Origin of the sequence: Pseudomonas sp. MWU12-2020 (assembly GCF_023100605.1) — a bacterium.
GTDB lineage: Bacteria > Pseudomonadota > Gammaproteobacteria > Pseudomonadales > Pseudomonadaceae > Aquipseudomonas > Aquipseudomonas fluorescens_H.
In genome coordinates this window covers 616,967-634,007 of the sequence record NZ_JALMEX010000001.1, presented here as the reverse complement: position 1 = coordinate 634,007, position 17,041 = coordinate 616,967, and the positions used below count along the sequence as shown (strand labels likewise).

18 protein-coding genes are annotated in these 17,041 nt (G+C 61.3%); 7 read left to right on the top strand and 11 right to left on the bottom strand.

Annotated features, from left to right (window positions below; translation table 11 throughout):
* Positions 1 to 50: 50 nt before the first annotated feature.
* The 8 genes from M0814_RS03020 to M0814_RS02985 form a co-directional block, all read right to left on the bottom strand.
* On the bottom strand, positions 51 to 920 hold the full coding sequence (locus M0814_RS03020; protein ID WP_003226214.1) for an oxaloacetate decarboxylase: 870 nt from the start codon (positions 918 to 920) through the stop codon (positions 51 to 53).
* A gap of 185 nt (positions 921 to 1,105) precedes the next feature.
* Positions 1,106 to 2,140, bottom strand: coding sequence for an arginine N-succinyltransferase (gene astA / locus M0814_RS03015; protein ID WP_103485094.1), 1,035 nt, complete (start codon positions 2,138 to 2,140; stop codon positions 1,106 to 1,108).
* 61 nt (positions 2,141 to 2,201) lie between these two features.
* Positions 2,202 to 3,218 carry an arginine N-succinyltransferase gene (locus M0814_RS03010; RefSeq protein ID WP_103485095.1) on the bottom strand — a complete coding sequence of 339 codons (1,017 nt, stop codon included), beginning with the start codon at positions 3,216 to 3,218 and terminating at the stop codon, positions 2,202 to 2,204.
* Positions 3,219 to 3,337: 119 nt separating this feature from the next.
* On the bottom strand, positions 3,338 to 4,687 hold the full coding sequence (locus M0814_RS03005; RefSeq protein ID WP_103485096.1) for an APC family permease: 1,350 nt from the start codon (positions 4,685 to 4,687) through the stop codon (positions 3,338 to 3,340).
* A gap of 76 nt (positions 4,688 to 4,763) precedes the next feature.
* Complete coding sequence (locus M0814_RS03000) at positions 4,764 to 5,516, bottom strand: N-formylglutamate amidohydrolase (RefSeq protein ID WP_103485097.1); 753 nt, start codon at positions 5,514 to 5,516, stop codon at positions 4,764 to 4,766.
* Positions 5,500 to 6,831: a glutamine synthetase gene (locus tag M0814_RS02995; RefSeq protein WP_103485098.1), complete on the bottom strand. Its 1,332-nt coding sequence runs from the start codon at positions 6,829 to 6,831 to the stop codon at positions 5,500 to 5,502. Before M0814_RS02995 ends, M0814_RS03000 begins: the two co-directional genes overlap by 17 nt.
* Positions 6,828 to 7,472, bottom strand: coding sequence for an isochorismatase family cysteine hydrolase (locus M0814_RS02990; RefSeq protein ID WP_003226202.1), 645 nt, complete (start codon positions 7,470 to 7,472; stop codon positions 6,828 to 6,830). Before M0814_RS02990 ends, M0814_RS02995 begins: the two co-directional genes overlap by 4 nt.
* Before the next feature lie 2 nt (positions 7,473 to 7,474).
* Positions 7,475 to 8,329 carry a MurR/RpiR family transcriptional regulator gene (locus M0814_RS02985; protein WP_045122540.1) on the bottom strand — a complete coding sequence of 285 codons (855 nt, stop codon included), beginning with the start codon at positions 8,327 to 8,329 and terminating at the stop codon, positions 7,475 to 7,477.
* Positions 8,330 to 8,644: 315 nt separating this feature from the next.
* Between M0814_RS02985 and M0814_RS02980 the strand changes: the two genes are divergently transcribed.
* Entirely contained in the window at positions 8,645 to 9,235 is a 591-nt protein-coding gene (locus tag M0814_RS02980) for a phosphoglycerate mutase family protein (RefSeq protein WP_177434725.1), read from the top strand.
* A complete protein-coding gene (gene cobF, locus M0814_RS02975; protein WP_103485099.1) occupies positions 9,235 to 10,005 on the top strand; it encodes a precorrin-6A synthase (deacetylating) in 771 nt (256 codons plus the stop codon). The genes M0814_RS02980 and cobF overlap by 1 nt, the downstream gene beginning before the upstream one ends.
* 93 nt (positions 10,006 to 10,098) lie before the next feature.
* Here the strand turns inward: cobF and ftrA are convergent, their stop codons facing one another.
* Positions 10,099 to 11,073 carry a transcriptional regulator FtrA gene (gene ftrA, locus M0814_RS02970; RefSeq protein ID WP_103485100.1) on the bottom strand — a complete coding sequence of 325 codons (975 nt, stop codon included), beginning with the start codon at positions 11,071 to 11,073 and terminating at the stop codon, positions 10,099 to 10,101.
* Positions 11,074 to 11,175: 102 nt separating this feature from the next.
* Between ftrA and M0814_RS02965 the strand changes: the two genes are divergently transcribed.
* The 4 genes from M0814_RS02965 to M0814_RS02950 all read left to right on the top strand — a co-directional run bounded on the left by M0814_RS02965 (position 11,176) and on the right by M0814_RS02950 (position 14,912).
* The gene (locus tag M0814_RS02965) at positions 11,176 to 11,604 is read left to right on the top strand and encodes a rhodanese-like domain-containing protein (RefSeq protein ID WP_003226196.1); all 429 of its coding nucleotides are present in this window, start codon (positions 11,176 to 11,178) and stop codon (positions 11,602 to 11,604) included.
* A 326-nt stretch (positions 11,605 to 11,930) separates the two neighbouring features.
* Positions 11,931 to 12,710, top strand: coding sequence for an ABC transporter substrate-binding protein (locus M0814_RS02960; RefSeq protein ID WP_103485101.1), 780 nt, complete (start codon positions 11,931 to 11,933; stop codon positions 12,708 to 12,710).
* Between the two features lie 202 nt (positions 12,711 to 12,912).
* Positions 12,913 to 14,025 carry a succinylglutamate desuccinylase/aspartoacylase family protein gene (locus M0814_RS02955; RefSeq protein ID WP_103485102.1) on the top strand — a complete coding sequence of 371 codons (1,113 nt, stop codon included), beginning with the start codon at positions 12,913 to 12,915 and terminating at the stop codon, positions 14,023 to 14,025.
* Positions 14,026 to 14,195: 170 nt separating this feature from the next.
* On the top strand, positions 14,196 to 14,912 hold the full coding sequence (locus tag M0814_RS02950; protein ID WP_103485103.1) for a prolyl oligopeptidase family serine peptidase: 717 nt from the start codon (positions 14,196 to 14,198) through the stop codon (positions 14,910 to 14,912).
* A 3-nt stretch (positions 14,913 to 14,915) separates the two neighbouring features.
* On the opposite strand, the gene M0814_RS02945 is transcribed toward M0814_RS02950, so the two are convergent.
* Together M0814_RS02945 and M0814_RS02940 are read right to left on the bottom strand one after the other, a co-directional pair.
* Complete coding sequence (locus M0814_RS02945) at positions 14,916 to 15,482, bottom strand: hypothetical protein (RefSeq protein ID WP_103485104.1); 567 nt, start codon at positions 15,480 to 15,482, stop codon at positions 14,916 to 14,918.
* A gap of 75 nt (positions 15,483 to 15,557) precedes the next feature.
* On the bottom strand, positions 15,558 to 16,352 hold the full coding sequence (locus tag M0814_RS02940; protein ID WP_103485105.1) for a hypothetical protein: 795 nt from the start codon (positions 16,350 to 16,352) through the stop codon (positions 15,558 to 15,560).
* Between the two features lie 131 nt (positions 16,353 to 16,483).
* Between M0814_RS02940 and M0814_RS02935 the strand changes: the two genes are divergently transcribed.
* Positions 16,484 to 17,020, top strand: coding sequence for a chalcone isomerase family protein (locus M0814_RS02935; RefSeq protein WP_103485106.1), 537 nt, complete (start codon positions 16,484 to 16,486; stop codon positions 17,018 to 17,020).
* Positions 17,021 to 17,041: the final 21 nt, after the last annotated feature.

Here is a 17,041-nt window from a genome sequence, read left to right as displayed (position 1 = left end):
TCTACCGGCCATCTTTAGAGTTGCCCGAGGCTCTTCGGATCAGAGGGCAATCATTCCTTCACGCTCATGTATTCCTTCGCCCAGAGAATGTAATCCTCAGGCTGGGTGTAGGTGTGCGTGAGTTCCGTGGCGCTCAGGTCGGAGGCCTGGGTGAAGATCTGCCGCTGTTCGCGCAGGCTGTCGTACGTTGCCTTGATCGCCGCGAAATAGGCGCCATGGCCGTCGATGGTCACGCGTACGCCGAGTTCAGCCAGGCGCTTGTCGTCGCGCAGCGCCGGGTTGCCGTAAGTGACCAGCATCAGCGGGACGCTCAGATGCTCGGCAATTTGTTCAAGCTGATCGAAGTCCTGCACGCCGACCATGCAGATGCCATCGGCACCGGCAGCCTGGTATTGCTTGGTACGGCTGATGATTTCCTGATTTGGCAGGATCCCGGCGTTGGTGCGGGCGATGATTGCCATTTCCGAATCGACCCGGGCTTCCAGCGCCGCGCGGATCTTGCCGACGCCTTCGGCGACCGAGATCAGGTCGGTGGATTTGCGGCCGAATTGCGCCGGCAGCAGGGTGTCTTCGATGGTCAGGGCGGCGACGCCGGCGCGTTCCAGTTCGACGATGGTGCGCATCACGTTAAGGGCGTTGCCGTAGCCGTGGTCGGCGTCAGCGATCACCGGCAGTTGGGCGACGCGGCCGATGCGGGTGGCCTGTTCGGCGAACTCGCTGAGGGTGATCAGGGCAAAGTCGGGGGCGCCCAGCACTTGCAGCGAGGCGACGGAGCCGCCGAGGATCCCCACTTCAAAACCCAGGTCAGCGGCAATGCGCGCGGACATCGGATCGAACACCGAGGCGGTGTGGTAGCAGGTGTCCGAAGCCAGCAATTGACGGAAGTTACGGCGCAAATCTTGATGGGAAAGCCTGGTCATACGAGTTCCACCAATACAAAGGAATGGAACGGCTTGAGCAAAGGTGTCAACGCCGAAGAATGAAAAGGCTATCACGCGAATGGGTCAAGGTTCATGACGAATTTGCGAGTGAGGCGTTGATGATGGTTCCAGCGGCTGAAAGGTTTCATCTGCAATCAGCGGATTTCCAGTGGCAGGGCCCGAGTTCAGGCCGCTACCGCCTGTTGCTGTTGCCTGGGCAGCAACGCGGCGCGCACCGAATTGCCCGGTTGCAGTTGCAGGCGCTTGGCGGTGATGCGGTCGACCACCAGGGTATTGCCGACCAGACGACCGGCGGCCACGGTGATGCGGCAGTTCTCCAGGCGACGGTTGTGGATCAGCCATAAGGGGGCCTGTTCGTCTGGCGTGCCTAGGCTCAGAGTCAGCGCCAGGCTGTCGCGCACGGTACGAATGCCGCCGATCGGCGCTTCGATCACCGGGCCGCCGTCGAAGATGTCGATGTAGCCCTTATGCGTGAAACCTTCTGCGCGCAGGATCTTCAGCGCCGGTTCGGTGTTGGGGTGCGGTTGGCCGATGACCGCTTGCGCCTGCTCGGTGAGCATGCAGGTGTACAACGGCTGGCGCGGCATCAGTTCGGCGATGAACGACTTGTTGCCCAGGCCCGACAAGTGGTCGGCGTGACTGAAATCCATCTTGAAAAAGTGCCGGCCGAGGCTGTCCCAGAACGGCGAGCAACCGAGCTCATCGGCACTGCCGCGCAGTTCGGCGATCATCTTCTCGCCAAACAGCTGCGGGAATTCGGCGACGAACAGCAGGCGCCCCAACGACAGCAATCGACCGTTGCTGCCATGGCGGTGTTCAGGGTGCAGGAACAGCGAACACAGTTCCGACTGGCCCGTCAGCTCATTGTTGAGAAACAGTGTAGGGATCTGCCGCGAAATGCCCAGATCCGGTGCCGAACTCACGGTCAGGCCGACCCGGTAGTTGTACCACGGCTCGCGCAGGCCGACCGCGCCGGTCAGGGCGCTGACGCCGACCACACGCTGGTCGTCGTCTTCGAGCACGAACAGATAATCGGCATCGGCGCGTTCTACCTGTTCGGCGAACGCGCGCTGGGCCCAGCGCACCCGGTGGGCGAGGCGATCCTCATTGGCCGGCAGGGTGGTGAACCCCGGGCCGGCCTGTTGCACCAGGGTCATCAGCGCTGGCAGGTCGCTGACTTTGACCGGACGGACGATCATGCGGTAACTCCTTGTACGCGCCTGTTCGGGCACTGTCGTTGGGTGTGCAGCCGGGGGCGGTTCACAGGGCTATCAGCCTGATCGTGCTGCCATCGGTGACCTTCAGTGCGGCACACAGATCCGGCGTCAGCGACAGCGGTTGCTCAGGCTGGTAATCCAGTTCGGCGACGATGGCCCGGAAGCCGTGCAGTGCGTCGTTGCTCACCAGATAACGGCCACGCGTGTCGATCGGCGCTTGCTGGCGCACGGTGGCGGTCTGGCTGTGGGCGATCGAACGGATGTTCGCGGTGCGCGCATACAGGGTTGGACCCGCATCGAACAGATCGATGTAGCTGTTGGTTTCAAAGCCTTCACGTTCGAGGATGTCGAACGCTTCCTGGCCATCCGGGTGAATCCGGCCGATGCATTCCTGCGCCGCCAGGGGCAGCATCGGCACATAAATCGGGTACTGCGGCATCAGCTCGGCGAGAAATGTGCGACTTTGCAGACCGCACAGGCGCTCGGCCTCGACGTAGGGCAGGTCGAAGAAATGCTTGCCCAGTGCATCCCAGAACGGCGAATGGCCGTTCTCGTCGCTGTAGCCGACGATTTCGGTGATCACTGCATCGGCGAAACGTTGTGCGTGAGCGGCGATGAACAGCAGCCGCGCCCGCGACAGCAATTCGGAAAAGGCGCTGCGCACCAGCGCGTTGTCGATGTGAAAACCGCGCAGCAGGGTGTGGTCGTTGAGGTCGTGACACAGCGACAGCGCCGGCACCCCGTGCTCGATGTTCAGCTCCCGCGAGGCACTAGTGAAGTGGCGGTTGCGCAGGCTGTAGAACGGTTCGTTGAAACCGGCAGTGGCGAGGATCTCCGAACAGCCGACCAGTCGCTGAGTGTCGAGGTCTTCCAGGACGAAGAAGTAGTTCTCCGGGCCTTGCGCCTGAATGTCACTGTCGAACGAGGTGCAGGAACCGGCGATTTTTTCGCGCAGGCGTTCGCTGTCGTCCGGCAGCGACGTAACGCCGACCAGACTGTCGCGGGCCAGTTGCTGTAATTGCGGCAGGTCGGTTGGCTCGACTGGGCGTAAGACCAGCATGGATGCACTCCTGTATCAAAGGGTCCGGTGATCCCCACCGAACCTGACTATCACTGTCGGTTGCCACGCTTTAAAGCGGCGGTCGCCTGATTTGTTGTCAGACGCCGCTCTTTTTCTTGTCAGCCATTGCTCGGGTCAGGCAGCGCGGTGCTGGCGCCGAGTTTGTTCAGGAAGAACAGGTACACCAGACCCAGAGCGATCCAGATCAGGCCGAGTTTCTGCGCATCGACGCCCATGTTGTACATGATGGCGGCGACGATGATGAAGCCGATCACCGGGCAGATCAGATGGCGCACGACCTGACCGGACTTCTGCCGACGCCAGTAGTAGTTGATCACTGTCAGGTGCAGCAGCATGAAACCGCTGAGGGCTCCAAAGTTGACCAGCGAGGTCAGGGTGTCCACCGAGTTGATGAACAGGTAGCAGATCACCAGCGACAGCACCGCCACCAGATAAATGCTCAGGTACGGGGTGTTGTGCTTCGGGTGCACCTTGGCCAGCACTTTCGGCAACTTGCCATCGCGGGCCATGCCGAACAGCAGGCGCGACACCGCGGCTTGCGAGGTGATCGCCACCGCAACGCCCCAGGCCAGCGCGGTTGCAACACCGGTCAGGGTTGCCAGCCAGCTGCCGGCCGCGATTTCGGCGATTTCATAGAACGCGGTGTCGGCGGATTTGAAGCCCATGCCGGCGGCCAGATCGGTGGCGATCCAGGTTTGCGCTACGAAAATCACGCCCATCACCACCAGGGTGATCAGCGCTGCCCGGCCGACGCTTTTGCCCGGGTCACCCTTGATTTCTTCGGCGAGGGTCGAGATTGCATCGAAGCCGAGGAACGACAGTACGGCAATCGACACGGCCTGCATCAGCAGGGCGAAGTTGAACGTTTCCGGGTGATACAGCGGCGCCAGGGTCAGCTCGCCGTTACCGCCGCCGTTGTGCAGGGCATTCCAGGCGTAGAACAGGAAGATCCCCAGCACCACCAGCTGCGCCAGCAGGAAAATGATGTTCATCCGTGCTGTGAAGGTGATGCCGCGCAGGTTGACGAACGTCGCGCTGACCAGGAACGCCAGAATGAAACCGACCTTCGGAATGTCCGGGTACAGATGGTTGAGGGCCATTGCCGCATAGACGTACAGCAGCGGCGGAATCAGCAGGTAGTCGAGCAGCATCAGCCAGCCGGCGATGAACCCGACGTGTTGATTGAGGCCGCGTTGCGCGTAGGAATATACCGAACCGGCGATCGGAAACGCCTTGGCCATGCTGCCGTAGCTCAGCGCGGTGAACAGCATCGCGACCATGCCGATGATATAAGCCAGCGGCACCATCCCGGGTGCCTCGGCATTGACGTAGCCATACACGCCGAAGGGGGCGATGGGGATCATGAAGATCATCCCGTACACCACCAGGTCGGTCAGTGTCAGGCTACGTTTCAACTCCTGTTTGTAGCCGAACTGTTCTATTTCCATGAAGCGCAACTCCTTGTCAGCCTATCGAACGTTTTTAGTTGTTATATCGGTCCATCGTTTACAGCGTCAGCAGTCTTTACAGCAGTGGTGCCAGGCGTTCGGCCCACAGCGATACCGCTTGTGGGGTGCGCAGCAGATCGTTGCGCACCTCGATCAACACCGATTCCAGTCCTCGGGCATCGCCATGCACCGGCACGGTCATGTCACCCAGCGGATCAATCCGGTACGGCTGGTTGCCCGCGACTTTCAGTGGGTGCTGGCCGAGGCCATCGATCACCCGCTGGGCGTACGTTTTGGCCTGACCGAACAGCACGCCGACTTCCAGCGGGCGCGGCTGGCCGTAATACACCGGGGTAAAACTGTGAATCCCTACCACCCGTACCGCTTGGCCTTGTGCGACGCGTTGGTCGATCAGGGTCTGCAGCCGGGCGTGAAACGGTTTGAACAAGCTCTGGCGCCGGTACTCGCGAGTGGCTTCGTCCAGGTCGCGGTTGCCGGGCACCTGATAAATCTCGCTCTGCGCCGGAATGCTGTCGGGGGCATGCCGGGGCCGATTGAGGTCGATCAGCAGCCGTGAATAGTTGGCGCTCAACAGCGTCGCGCCGAGTCTCTCCGAGAGCTTTTCAGCCAGTTGCAGTGCGCCGATGTCCCAGGCGATGTGCTCGCGCGCGGCTGCATCGTCCAGGCCCAGATTGTTCAGGGCCTCGGGGATGTAGCGGCTGGCGTGCTCACACACCAGGATCAACGGATACGATGAATCTTCGCGGCTCAGGTTGTAGACCGGGCGGGTGTACAACCCCTGCTCGGCGGATTCAGTACAGGCGTGCATAGTGCTCACACAGGTCAGCGGGCGAGAGCTGTTCCGTCAGCGCCAGTTCCTCGGTTTTAAGGGCGTGGTAAGTGTCGAGCAACGGCTTGGGCAGCCATTGATTGAAGGCGGCACTGTCACGCAGGCAATCCAGCGCCTGCGCCAGCGAGGCGGGCAGGGCAACGATGCCCCGGGCCTTGCGTTGCTCGTCGTTGAGTGAATCGGGAATGTCGTCGGTGATCGCGTTCAGCGCCAGGCGCTGTTCGATGCCCAGGCGTCCGGCAATCAGCAGCGCGGCCATCGCCAGATGCGGCGAGGCGGTAGCGTCCATGGCGCGGAATTCGAGGTTGTACTGCGCGGCCACGGATTTACCGCCCAGGCTCACGGTCGGACAAATGCGCAACGCCGCTTCACGGTTCTGCTGTCCCAGACACGCATAGGACGCGCTCCAGTGATGCGGCTGCAAGCGTTCATACGAAACCGGCGTCGGCGCGGTGAACGCACACAGCGCTGGCAGGTAATGCAGGATCCCCGCGGCCCAATGCTGGCCGAGGGTCGACAGACCGTTGCTGGTGCCGGCGTCGTAAAGCAGCGGCAGACCTTGCAGGTCGAGCAGGCTGACGTGCAGGTGCACACCGTTGCACACCGCGTCGGCCTTGGTTTTCGGCGCGAAACTGACGTCGACGCCCATTTGCCGTGCGATCTCGCGAGTGATCTCGCGCACGTTGACCGCACGATCCGCCGCCGCCACACCGAGCGTCGGCCGGCAGGTGATTTCGTATTGGTGCTTGCCGTATTCGGGCAGGAACATTTCCGGTTCGACGCCACCGGCGCGCAGGGCGCTGAGCAGCCAGCCGCCGAATTCGGCGCCCTGACGCTGGGCTTCAAGGGAAAACGCCAGATGCTCGGCAAAACCGGCATGCAGGTTGAATTCGTGTTCGAACGCGGCGTTGACCTGCAAGCCGAGGTTGTCGCGATAGCGTTCGATTTCATCGCGCAACAACGTGCGCGGACAGGCGCTCCACGGGCGGCCATCGGTCTCGCGAATGTCGCCGTGGATGAAGTCCAGCGCTGGTGCCGCGGCGTCCGGGCCGTTGCCGACGGTGACGCGGCTGCTCAAATCCGGGATCAACCGCAAATCACCATAGGCGCCCCATGGGTTGGTCGAGGCGATGATGTCCTGGGGCGTCAGTGCACTGTTGGCCGGCACCCAGCCGCAACCGGCGCCGTGATAATGCTCCAGTTGATCGGTGGGAAACGAGCGGCCACGGGTGATGCCAATCAGGTCGGTGGTGACGATGGTGGTCATCGGCAACGGCGTCAGGCGCTCGCTCATGGGCGCATCTCCTGCAAGCGGCCGAGCACGGTTTGCGTGTCGGTGATCCAGCAGTAACCCTTGATCGCGTTGAGGCAGGCGTCATGCCGCGCCGGGGTGTAGGTGGCGCAGGCGTCTTCGACCAGCGTCACCAGATAGCCACGGTCGGCGGCATCGCGCACGGCCATGTCGACGCACTGGTCAGTGACGATGCCGGCGATGATCAGGTGGCGGGTTTCGAGGTTGCGCAGGACGTAATCGATGTTGGTCGAGTTGAACACTCCGGAGGAGGTTTTCGGCAACACGATCTCGTTTTCCACTGGCGTCAGGTCGTCGATGATCCGCGCCTGGGTGCTGCCCTTGGGCAGGTGCATGTCTGACAGTTTGTGATCCAGCGAGCGGTCGCGACCGTCGGCGGTCAGGCTCTCGATAATCGTGTGCAGCACGTTCTGCCGCGCTTCGCGAAAGGCGCTGAGCAGCCGGCGCTGGTTGGGCACCACCTGCATGTGCGCGCGGGTCAGGAAATATTCGGCTTCAGGGCCGTTCAGGTGCGGGTCGTACTGCGGTTCGAGCCAGGCACGCTGCATGTCCACCAGCAGCAACGCGGTGTGGTCGGTGACAAACGGCAAGTCCCGCGGCGAGCGGTGGGGAAGGCTGAACATCCTTATTTATCCTCCAGCAGGTGGGTGTTGAAGTCGTTGCGCAGGGCGTCGATGCCTTCCAGGCGATCGGCCAGATCGGGGGTGCGCAGGGTCAGGCAGGCAATCAGCGCCTCGACCTGGGCAAGCGCCGGCACCATGGTGTCGAACGGCGAGGCCGATTCCACCGGGGCGCTGATGATCAGGTCAGCCAGTTCACGCAGCGGCGAGGCATAGATGTCGGTGAACAGCACCACCCGCGCGTTGTTGTTCTTCGCCGCCGAGGCCACCCGCAGGGCCTGGGACTGATAGCGCCGGTAATCAAACAGCAGCACCACGTCCTGGCGTTGCAGATCGAACAGGCGGTCGGGCAGTTGTGCGTTGTCTTCCAGGGCAAAACAGCCGGGTCGAAGCAGCCGCAAGTGGTTGAGCAGATAGTTGGCCATCAGGCTGCTGAAGCGTCCGCCGAAGCAGTAGATCTGGTGCCGGGTGTCGAGCAGCCAGTCGAGTAGAATGCGCACGTCTTCGGGTTGCGTCAGGGCCTGGGTTTCCACCAGCAGACGCTGGCTGTCGGCCAGATAATGGCCCCAGGCATCGTCCTTGTTCAGGTGCGAACGCGGCTGCAGCAGGGTGCGCGGCGAACGCAGACGGTGATCCATGTCGCTGAGCAGGGCGTCCTGAAACTCGGCGTAACCGCCGAATCCGAGCTTCTTCACCAGCCGCACGATGGTCGGATCGCTGACGCCGGCGTGCTCGGCCAGACGCGCCATCGGACCCAGGCCGTTGCGTGGATACTGGTCGAGCAGGGCGCGAATCACTTTGCGCTCAGACGGCGTCAGCTCCAGGCCGGGATCGGTGATCAAGTCTCTGAGAGGGGGCATCCGGGCTCCTGCTGGATGAAGGGGGGGGGTGTTGAATTCGTTTCATAATCCGTTAAAACAGTATTTATGTAACTCAGGTTACATGTCTAGTGAATTTTTAACGGTAGCGATTCAGCGTTTAAATAACGTCAGACCCCTGTGCCATAAGGCCTACACGGATGACGACGGCCCTTGTAGTCCATTGCCCATTGGTGTGTCAGACATTGCCGTTTTTTCTCGTTCAGTGTGTTGGACGGCAAGCTTGCAAGGCCCCCTGAACGGCCCGGTTTGCGGCACAATTGCCGCAAGACCGGCCGCTTGCCGCCGATTTATCTGATGTTCATCGAGTGCAGTGTTGTGCTATCCACCCGTTTGACTTTGATTTGCCATGCTCGAACCGTCGCACAGAAATTGGCGCGTTTTCCTACGAACGAACCTGTTGAAAATCAGCCTTTGAAGCTCGGTGCGCTGGCGACACAATTCGCTAATGCCAGCCTTTTGTTGTGCGGGCCGGAGTTGCGCACCCGGCAGACGGCCGAGTGGTTCGGTGCGGCGCCGCAAGTGGACGCAGCGCTGCGTGATTGCGATTGGGGGCGCTGGCACGGGCAAGCGATCAAGGATCTGCAAGTGCACGAGGCTGACGCCTTGCAGGCGTGGATCAGTGATCCACAGGCGGCACCCCATGGTGGCGAGTCGGTAATGCAATTGGGCGAACGCGTGGCGCGGTGGCTGACCAGCCTGCAAGGAATGCCGGGGCACATCGTCGCCATCACCCATCCGTTCGTGGTGCGCGCAGCATTGATGCAGGTGGTGCAGGGCGCCGGATTCAACGCCATTGATGTTGAACCGCTGTCAGTGGTTGAGCTGCGGTTCAACGGCATCTGGCGGCTACGCTTGCCGGGTATCGATCTTGCGGGAGCACTTTGATGAAACGACTGCTGGTCATCGGCATCGGCGCCGGCAATCCCGACTACATCACGATGCAGGCGGTGAAGGCGCTGAATCAGGTGGACGTGTTCTTTCTGATGGATAAAGGCCAGAGCAAGGACAAACTGATCGATCTGCGTCGGGATATCTGTGCGCGTTACATCACCGATCCTGCGTATCGCTTCGTCGAATCCCACAGCCCCGAGCGCGCGCGCGGCGACGTGGACTACACCCGCGCGGTCGATGATCTGAACCGCGCCAAGCAAGCAACCTTCGAACAACTGATCAATGAAGAATTGGCTGACGAGCAGTGCGGCGGATTCCTCGTGTGGGGCGACCCGGCGCTGTACGACAGCACCGTTCGTATCCTGCAGGCGATTCTCGCGTCGGGCCGCTGTGCTTTCGAGTTTGAAGTAATCCCCGGGATTACCAGTGTTCAGGCGCTGGCCGCGCAGCATAAGGTGCCGTTGAACAGCATTGGCCGGTCAATTGAAATCACCACTGGCCGGCGGCTGGCGGCGGGGCAGGTCAGCGACACCGACAGTCTGGTGGTGATGCTCGATGCGGAAGATTCCTACCGCCATGTGGCGGATCAGCAGACAGAGATTTATTGGGGGGCCTACCTGGGCACACCGGATGAAATCCTGATCAGTGGCAAGCTCAAGGATGTGGCGGCCGAGATCGAGCGGGTGCGCAAGGCTGCCCGGGCTGAGCATGGGTGGATCATGGATACCTATCTGTTGCGCAAGCCGGAAATCTCGGGTGAATGATCCGGCCTCATCGCGAGCAGGCGAAGGCCTGCATTTGGAATGCTTACCCCTGTAGGAGTGAGCCTGCTCGCGATAGCGTCCTCAAGATCACCATCAGGAAATGGCTGTGACCCCACGCCCAAACCGCTCCCGATACACCGACGGCGGCACCCCGACCACGCTGCGAAACGCCACGCGAAAACTTTCCACCGAGCGATAACCGCAGCGCTGGGCGATCTGTTCGGTGTTGTGCACGGTGCTTTCCAGCAGCTCCCGCGCCCGGGCCAGTCGCTCGTGTTGCAGCCACGCCTTGGGCGATTGCCCGCTGGCCTCGGTGAAACGCCGCAGAAAGGTGCGCTCGCTCATGGCCGCTTCGCTGGCCAGATCGCGAACTTCCAGTGGTTGGTGCAGGCGCTCGCGGGCCCACTGCATCACCCGCGACAAGTCGTTGCGTGGTGTCGGGCTGACCGGCGTGGGGATGAACTGGGCCTGACCGCCAGTGCGTTGTGGCGACATCACCAGACGCCGGGCCACCGCGTTGGCGACCTGGGTACCGAAATCCCGTGTCACCAGATGCAGGCAAGCATCGATCCCGGCGGCGCTGCCCGCCGAGGTAATCAACTGGCCGGAGTCGACGTAGAGCACATCCGGATCCACCGCAATCGCCGGGAAGCGCCGCGCCAGTTCATCGGTGTAGCGCCAGTGTGTGGTCGCGCCGCGGCCGTCGAGCAAGCCACTGGCGGCCAGCACAAACACCCCGGAGCAGATCGACAGCAGCCGCGCACCTTGGGTGTAGGCCTGTCGCAAGGCGTCGATCAGGGCCGGCGGCACCTCGGCATCACGGTCACGCCAACCGGGAATAATAATGGTGCGCGCCTGTGCCAGTAGTTCCAGGCCGCCGTCGGCCAGTACCTGAATCCCGCCCATGGCGCGCATCGGCCCTTGGTCGACGGCGACGATGCGATGCTCGTACCACGGGAAATCGAACTCAGGCCGGGCCAGGCCGAAAATCTCCACGGCGATGCCGAACTCGAACGTACAGAGGCCGTCGTAGGCCAGAATCGCGACCAATCCAGGTGAATTTGGCATTTGGCGGAAAATTCCCGGTGAGTGTCTTGCCCGCCACTGTAGCGCCAAGTGTTGGCCCGATAAAGTCTGTTCACACCCCAACAGATGTAGGAGCTAAACAGCATGACCAGCCTGGTTCGCGAAATTCCTGCCGCACCGTCAGCGATTGCCTTGATGCATTTCAGCAACCGTCTGACCTTCGAGACCGATTGTTCCGACGTCTTCAGCAGCCAGGAGGCCGGCGAAGTCGATTTTGTGCTGGTCGATGTGCGCGGGCCGCTGGCGTTCGAGCGCGGTCATGTGCCGGGGGCCATCAATATCCCGACACGTTTGCTGACGAGCGAAGGTCTGGCGGAGTATTCGAAGAACACGCTGTTCGTGGTCTATTGCGCCGGCCCGCACTGCAACGGCGCCAATAAGGCAGCGGTGAAACTGGCGGCGTTGGGTTACCCGGTCAAGGAGATGATCGGCGGCGTGACCGGATGGCTGGATGAAGGCTTTTCGCTGAGCGTCGAACAACCCGCCAAAACCCCCATCGCCTGCGAATGCTGAATGCTTTTGTAGGAGCTGCCGCAGGCTGCGATCTTTTGACTTTTTTTAAGAACAAGAGCAAAAGATCGCAGCCTTCGGCAGCTCCTACATGAGTAATAGGTACCCTTTTCGAGGGTTTGTCCTACAGCCTTTGCACCATGTCGGCGCACCGTTGATCCCGGTCAACGGTGGCGCCGATTTTCTGTAAGTATTTGTCGCTTAAACACAATTTGCCCTGTGCGCGTCGCCATAGACTGCCGGCCACTTCGGTTTTTGCTTTCAAAAAGCCATGACCGAACGTTCAATCGAAAGCTGCCAATAAAAGCCTCCGCACACAGGAGTAATAAATGAAGAAGCTAGTGATGTTCGGTGCCCTGGCACTGTCGATGTTGTCCCTGACCGCTGTGGCCGAAGACGCCAAACCGATTCGTCTGGGGATCGAAGCCGCTTACCCGCCATTCTCGATGAAAACCGCTGATGGCAAACTCACCGGGTTCGACGTCGATATCGGCGATGCCCTGTGCAAACAGATGGACGTCAAATGCGTGTGGGTCGAGCAGGAGTTCGATGGCCTGATCCCGGCACTCAAAGTGAAGAAGATCGACGCGATCCTGTCCTCGATGACCATCACTGACGACCGCAAGAAAAACGTCGATTTCACCATCAAGTACTACCACACCCCGGCGCGCTTCGTGATGAAGGAAGGCTCCGGTGTCAAAGACCCGCTGACCGAGCTCAAGGGCAAGAAAGTCGGCGTGCTGCGCGCCAGTACCCACGACCGCTATGCCACCGACATGGCCAAGGAAGCCGGGTTTGAAGTGGTGCGCTATGGCTCGCAACAGGAAGCCAACCTGGACATGAAATCCGGCCGTCTCGACGCGATGCTGGCGGACTCGGTCAACCTCAGCGACGGTTTCCTGAAGACCGACGCCGGTAAAGGCTTCGAATTCGTCGGCCCGACCTACGAAGACGCCAAGTACTTCGGCGGCGGTGCCGGGATTGCCGTACGCAAGGGCGATACCGAACTGGCCGAGAAATTCAACAAGGCCATCACCGAAATCCGCGCCAATGGCGAGTACAAGAAAGTCCAGGACAAGTACTTCGACTTTGATGTGTACGGTCATTAATACGCTGTAGAAAAAGTGGCCCCGTGAATGCGGTGGCCACTTTTTTTGTGCTCTTTCCCTGAAGACAAAGACCCCCTGTGGGAGCGGGCTTGCTCGCGAAGGCGGTATAACATTCAACATAATCATTGATTGATACACCGCCTTCGCGAGCAAGCCCGCTCCCACAGGGGATTTTCGCCGATTCAATTTTCAGGAGTTACCCATGCAACGCATCGACCATGTTCTGCCCTGGAGCCATTTGGGCAGCGAACGTTCCCTCAGCGTCTTCCGTTACGGCGCGGGCACTCGCAAGGTGTACATCCAGGCCAGTCTGCACGCCGACGAACTGCCGGGCATGCGCACCGCATGGGAACTCAAACAACGCCTCAACGAGCTGGAACAGCAGGGTCGTCTGCAAGGCGTGATCGAGCTGGTGCCGGTGGCCAATCCGATCGGCCTCGACCAACACCTGCAGGGCAGCCACATGGGCCGCTTCGAGCTGGGTAGCGGGAAGAATTTCAACCGCTCGTTTGTTGAACTCAGTGCGCCGGTGGCGGCGCGAATCGGTGAGCAGCTGGGCAGCGATGCCGCGGCCAACATCGCCTTGATCCGCCAGACCATGGGGCAGGTGCTCGATGAACTGCCAGCCCCGGCCTCGCAACTGGAAGCACTGCACCGCTTGCTGCTGCGCCATGCCTGCGACGCCGACATCACTCTTGATCTGCATTGCGATTTTGAAGCGGCGATTCACATCTACGCGCTGCCTCAACATTGGCCGCGCTGGCAATCGCTGGCGGCGCGACTGAAGGCTGGCGTTGCGCTGTTGTGTGAAGACTCCGGTGGCAGTTCGTTCGACGAATCATGCTCGTCGCCGTGGCTGCGCCTGGCACGGGCGTTTCCGAGCGCGGCGATTCCCCCGGCGAACCTTGCCACCACCCTGGAACTGGGCAGCATGGGCGACACGCGGGTCGATCAGGCCCAGGCCAATTGCGAAGCGATTCTCGGCTTTCTCGCCGAGCAGGGCTTCATCAGCGGCGAATGGCCGGCGGCACCGAAAGATTGCTGCGAAGGCATGCCGTTCGAAGGCACCGAATACCTGTTTGCGCCGCACCATGGCGTGGTCAGCTTCCTGCGCAATGCCGGGGAATGGGTCGAGAAGGGCGATGCGCTGTTCGAGGTGGTGGATCCGTTGAATGACCGGCTGACTACCGTGCGCGCCGGCACCAGCGGCGTGCTGTTTGCGATTGATCGCGGGCGTTACACCCAGCCGGGGATCTGGCAGGCCAAGGTGGCGGGGCGTGCGCCGATTCGGGTGGGCAAGCTGATCAACGACTGACAGATTTCCTTGGATTTTCCGGTCTCATCGCGAGCAGGCTCACTCCTGCATTTGGAATGCGTTGTCCCTGTAGGAGTGAGCCTGCTCGCGATAGCGGTCTCGCCAGCACCACAATCTTCAGAGAGTGTTAGGCTCACCGACGAACCCGACACTCTGTGAAGGAAGGCTTTATGTTGAAGGCGTTTGCCCTGTTAACCCTCCTGGCGTCCAGCGCCGTCCATGCGCAAACCACGCTGCAAAGCGACTTGCCACTGAAGTACATCGAACAGGTCCACCCGGACGCGAACACTCGGCCGCTGGTGATTTTCCTGCACGGCTACGGCAGTAACGAAGCCGATCTGATCGGTATGAAGTTTCAGCTGCCGGCGCAGTACAACTACCTGTCGGTGCAGGCGCCGTTGGCGTTGGGCGAAGGGCGTTTCCAGTGGTTTCGCAAGAAAGGCGAAGGTGCCTACAACGGCGAGACCGATGATCTGAAGGCCAGCGGCCAGAAGTTGCGGGATTTTGTCGCGCAGGCGGCGCAGAAATATCACGCCAGCCCGGACAAGGTGTACCTGATCGGCTTCAGCCAGGGCGCGATGATGACCTACGAAGTGGGCTTGCGTCCGCCCGTGGCGGTCGGTGGCATCGCGGCATTGAGCGGACGGCTGTTGCCGGTATTGAAAACCGAGCTCAAGGCGCAGCAACAACCGTTGCCGCTGAAGATCTTCATCGGCCACGGCACCGCCGATGATCGGGTGCCGTACCGCGACGGCACCGCGGCCAATGCGCTGCTGCAAAAACTTGCCTACACACCCGAGTTTCACGCCTATCCCGGCGTCGGCCACAGCATCAGTGCGGCCGAGCTGCGCGACTTGAATGCCTGGCTGCAGCAGCTCAATCCGTGACGATCACTTGTCCTTGAGGATGGTTTTCACCAGCGCATCGTGACCGCTCTTGTCGTTGGCCCGGGAAATCACCTGGACCAGCGCCATGCGCTTGCCGGAGGCGGCGAGCAGGGTGGTGTTGAGTGTCTGGCCGCCGCCCTGAGTGGCGGTGCTGTCGACCTGACGCACACCGAGGCCGCTGCTTTTCTGGGTCAGGCTTTTTTCACTGAGCTTGTTGAAGTCCGGCAGAGCCTTGCGTTGATCATCAATGAAACTCGCCAGGCTGCCATCGAGAAATTCGTTGTCGTTGTCCTTGACGCTGGCGCCACCGGCGATCTGGTTTTCGGCGGCGATGACCACAGTCTTGGTCGCCTGATTGGTGTACATCGTGCCCTTGGCACCGGTTGGCCCGGCCGGCAGCGGGTCGGCGGTGAAGCCTTTGGGCAGGACGAAGGTGAACTTGCCGTCGAGCATCGACACATTGTTGGTCGAGGCTTTTTCCTTGGGCTTGGCTGCCTGGGCGTTGAGGGCGCCGAAACCGGCGACCGCCGCCAGCAACAGGACGACGGCTTTCTTGCTGAGCAATGACATGTGAATCTCCGAGGGATGGTCGCGCCAGGGCCGCGATGATCCCACGGAGCATGCCTGGCATTCCAGCGCGGTTTGTCAGGCGTTTGCGTCAGCCTTGGGATGGTTGGCCTTTGCCGGGACCTGTCGAGCCAGCAACTTGCGAGTGACGCCGAGCATGGCCACCGACACCGCGACACCGGCGATGAATCCGCTGAGGCCCAGGCTTGGCAGGGTCAGCGCCGACACCAGGCAAAATGCCGAGAACGAGTACATGCCGATCGCCGTCGCCCGCAGCAATGCTGCGGTAAACGCCGGGCCGCGGGTCTGCTGCGAAAACACCGCCATCACACTGCCGAGCACCGGGAACACCGCGAGCAGGCCGCTCCAGCGCTCACCCACGGTACTCGCGAGCATCGTCACCAGCAGCGTCAGCGCCGCGCCGGCAATCATGCGCCAGATCAGTTTGTCCGACTTCGGCGCCGGGCCATTCAACACCGGTTGCACGTCGGGAAACAGGTGCGGCGCCGCCAACAGGGCAATCGCCGCCGCAGCGATCGAGAACGGCAGCGACGGCGGAATCAGCGACAACACCAGCGCCAGTCCCGCCCAAACCGACAGCGAAACCGTCAACGCCCACGGCCAGTTCGCCCGCTGCGCCATCTGCGCGTAGGTGATGCAGAACGCGATCATGGCGAACATCGCTGACAGCGCCGCGACCGCCGATTGCGCAGCAAACTGCGGCCCCTGTTCGATGGCGAGGAAAAACAGAATCGGCCCGACCACCACCGGCAACCCCGACAGCCAACCGGCCACGCTCGGCCCCCAGCGCTTGCCGGCGAGGGAAATCAGCAGCAGAAATCCGGGGATCAGCAGTAATTTGAGAATCAGCACGCGGGAGGCCTCGGGGAAGGAAGTGGCCAAGGTAACCGATTGGCGCATTGATCGACAGTTTTTGTATACAAAGTCTGCGGGTGATATCCGCTATGCTCTGAAGATCAGGGTTTACCGGAGTCGATACCGCGATGAGCAAACCATCGAAGTTGCTGCGTGGGTGCTGTGGCATCGGCTTGTGGGCGTTGTTACTCACGCCGACCTGGGCCAATTGGCAGGACGCCGTGCCCGGCGCGCAAATCATCGGCACCGGGGATTTCAGTGTGTTCGGTTTCGACGTCTACAACGCCCGGTTGTGGAGCGCGGCACGCCCGTTGTCGACCGAACAACCCTTCGCTCTGGAGCTGATCTATCGGCGCAAGATCTCGCGCGATGATCTGGTACAGGCCAGCGTTGATGAAATCAAACGGCTGGCCGGCTCGGGAGTCAGTCCGGCACAACTGGCCGCGTGGCAAGGGCAAATGCAGCAATCGTTCGTCGATGTGCAGGCTGGCACGCGGATTACAGGCGTGTATCTGCCAGGGCAGGGCGCACGGTTTTTTGTCGGTCAGCAGTTGCAGCATGAAATCGATGATCCGCAGTTTGCCCGGGCGTTTTTCAACATTTGGCTTGATCCGCGTACGCGCAATCCGCAATTGCGCGAGCAACTGTTGGGCATGACCCGATAGAGTCTTTGTTCTTCAAGGCGC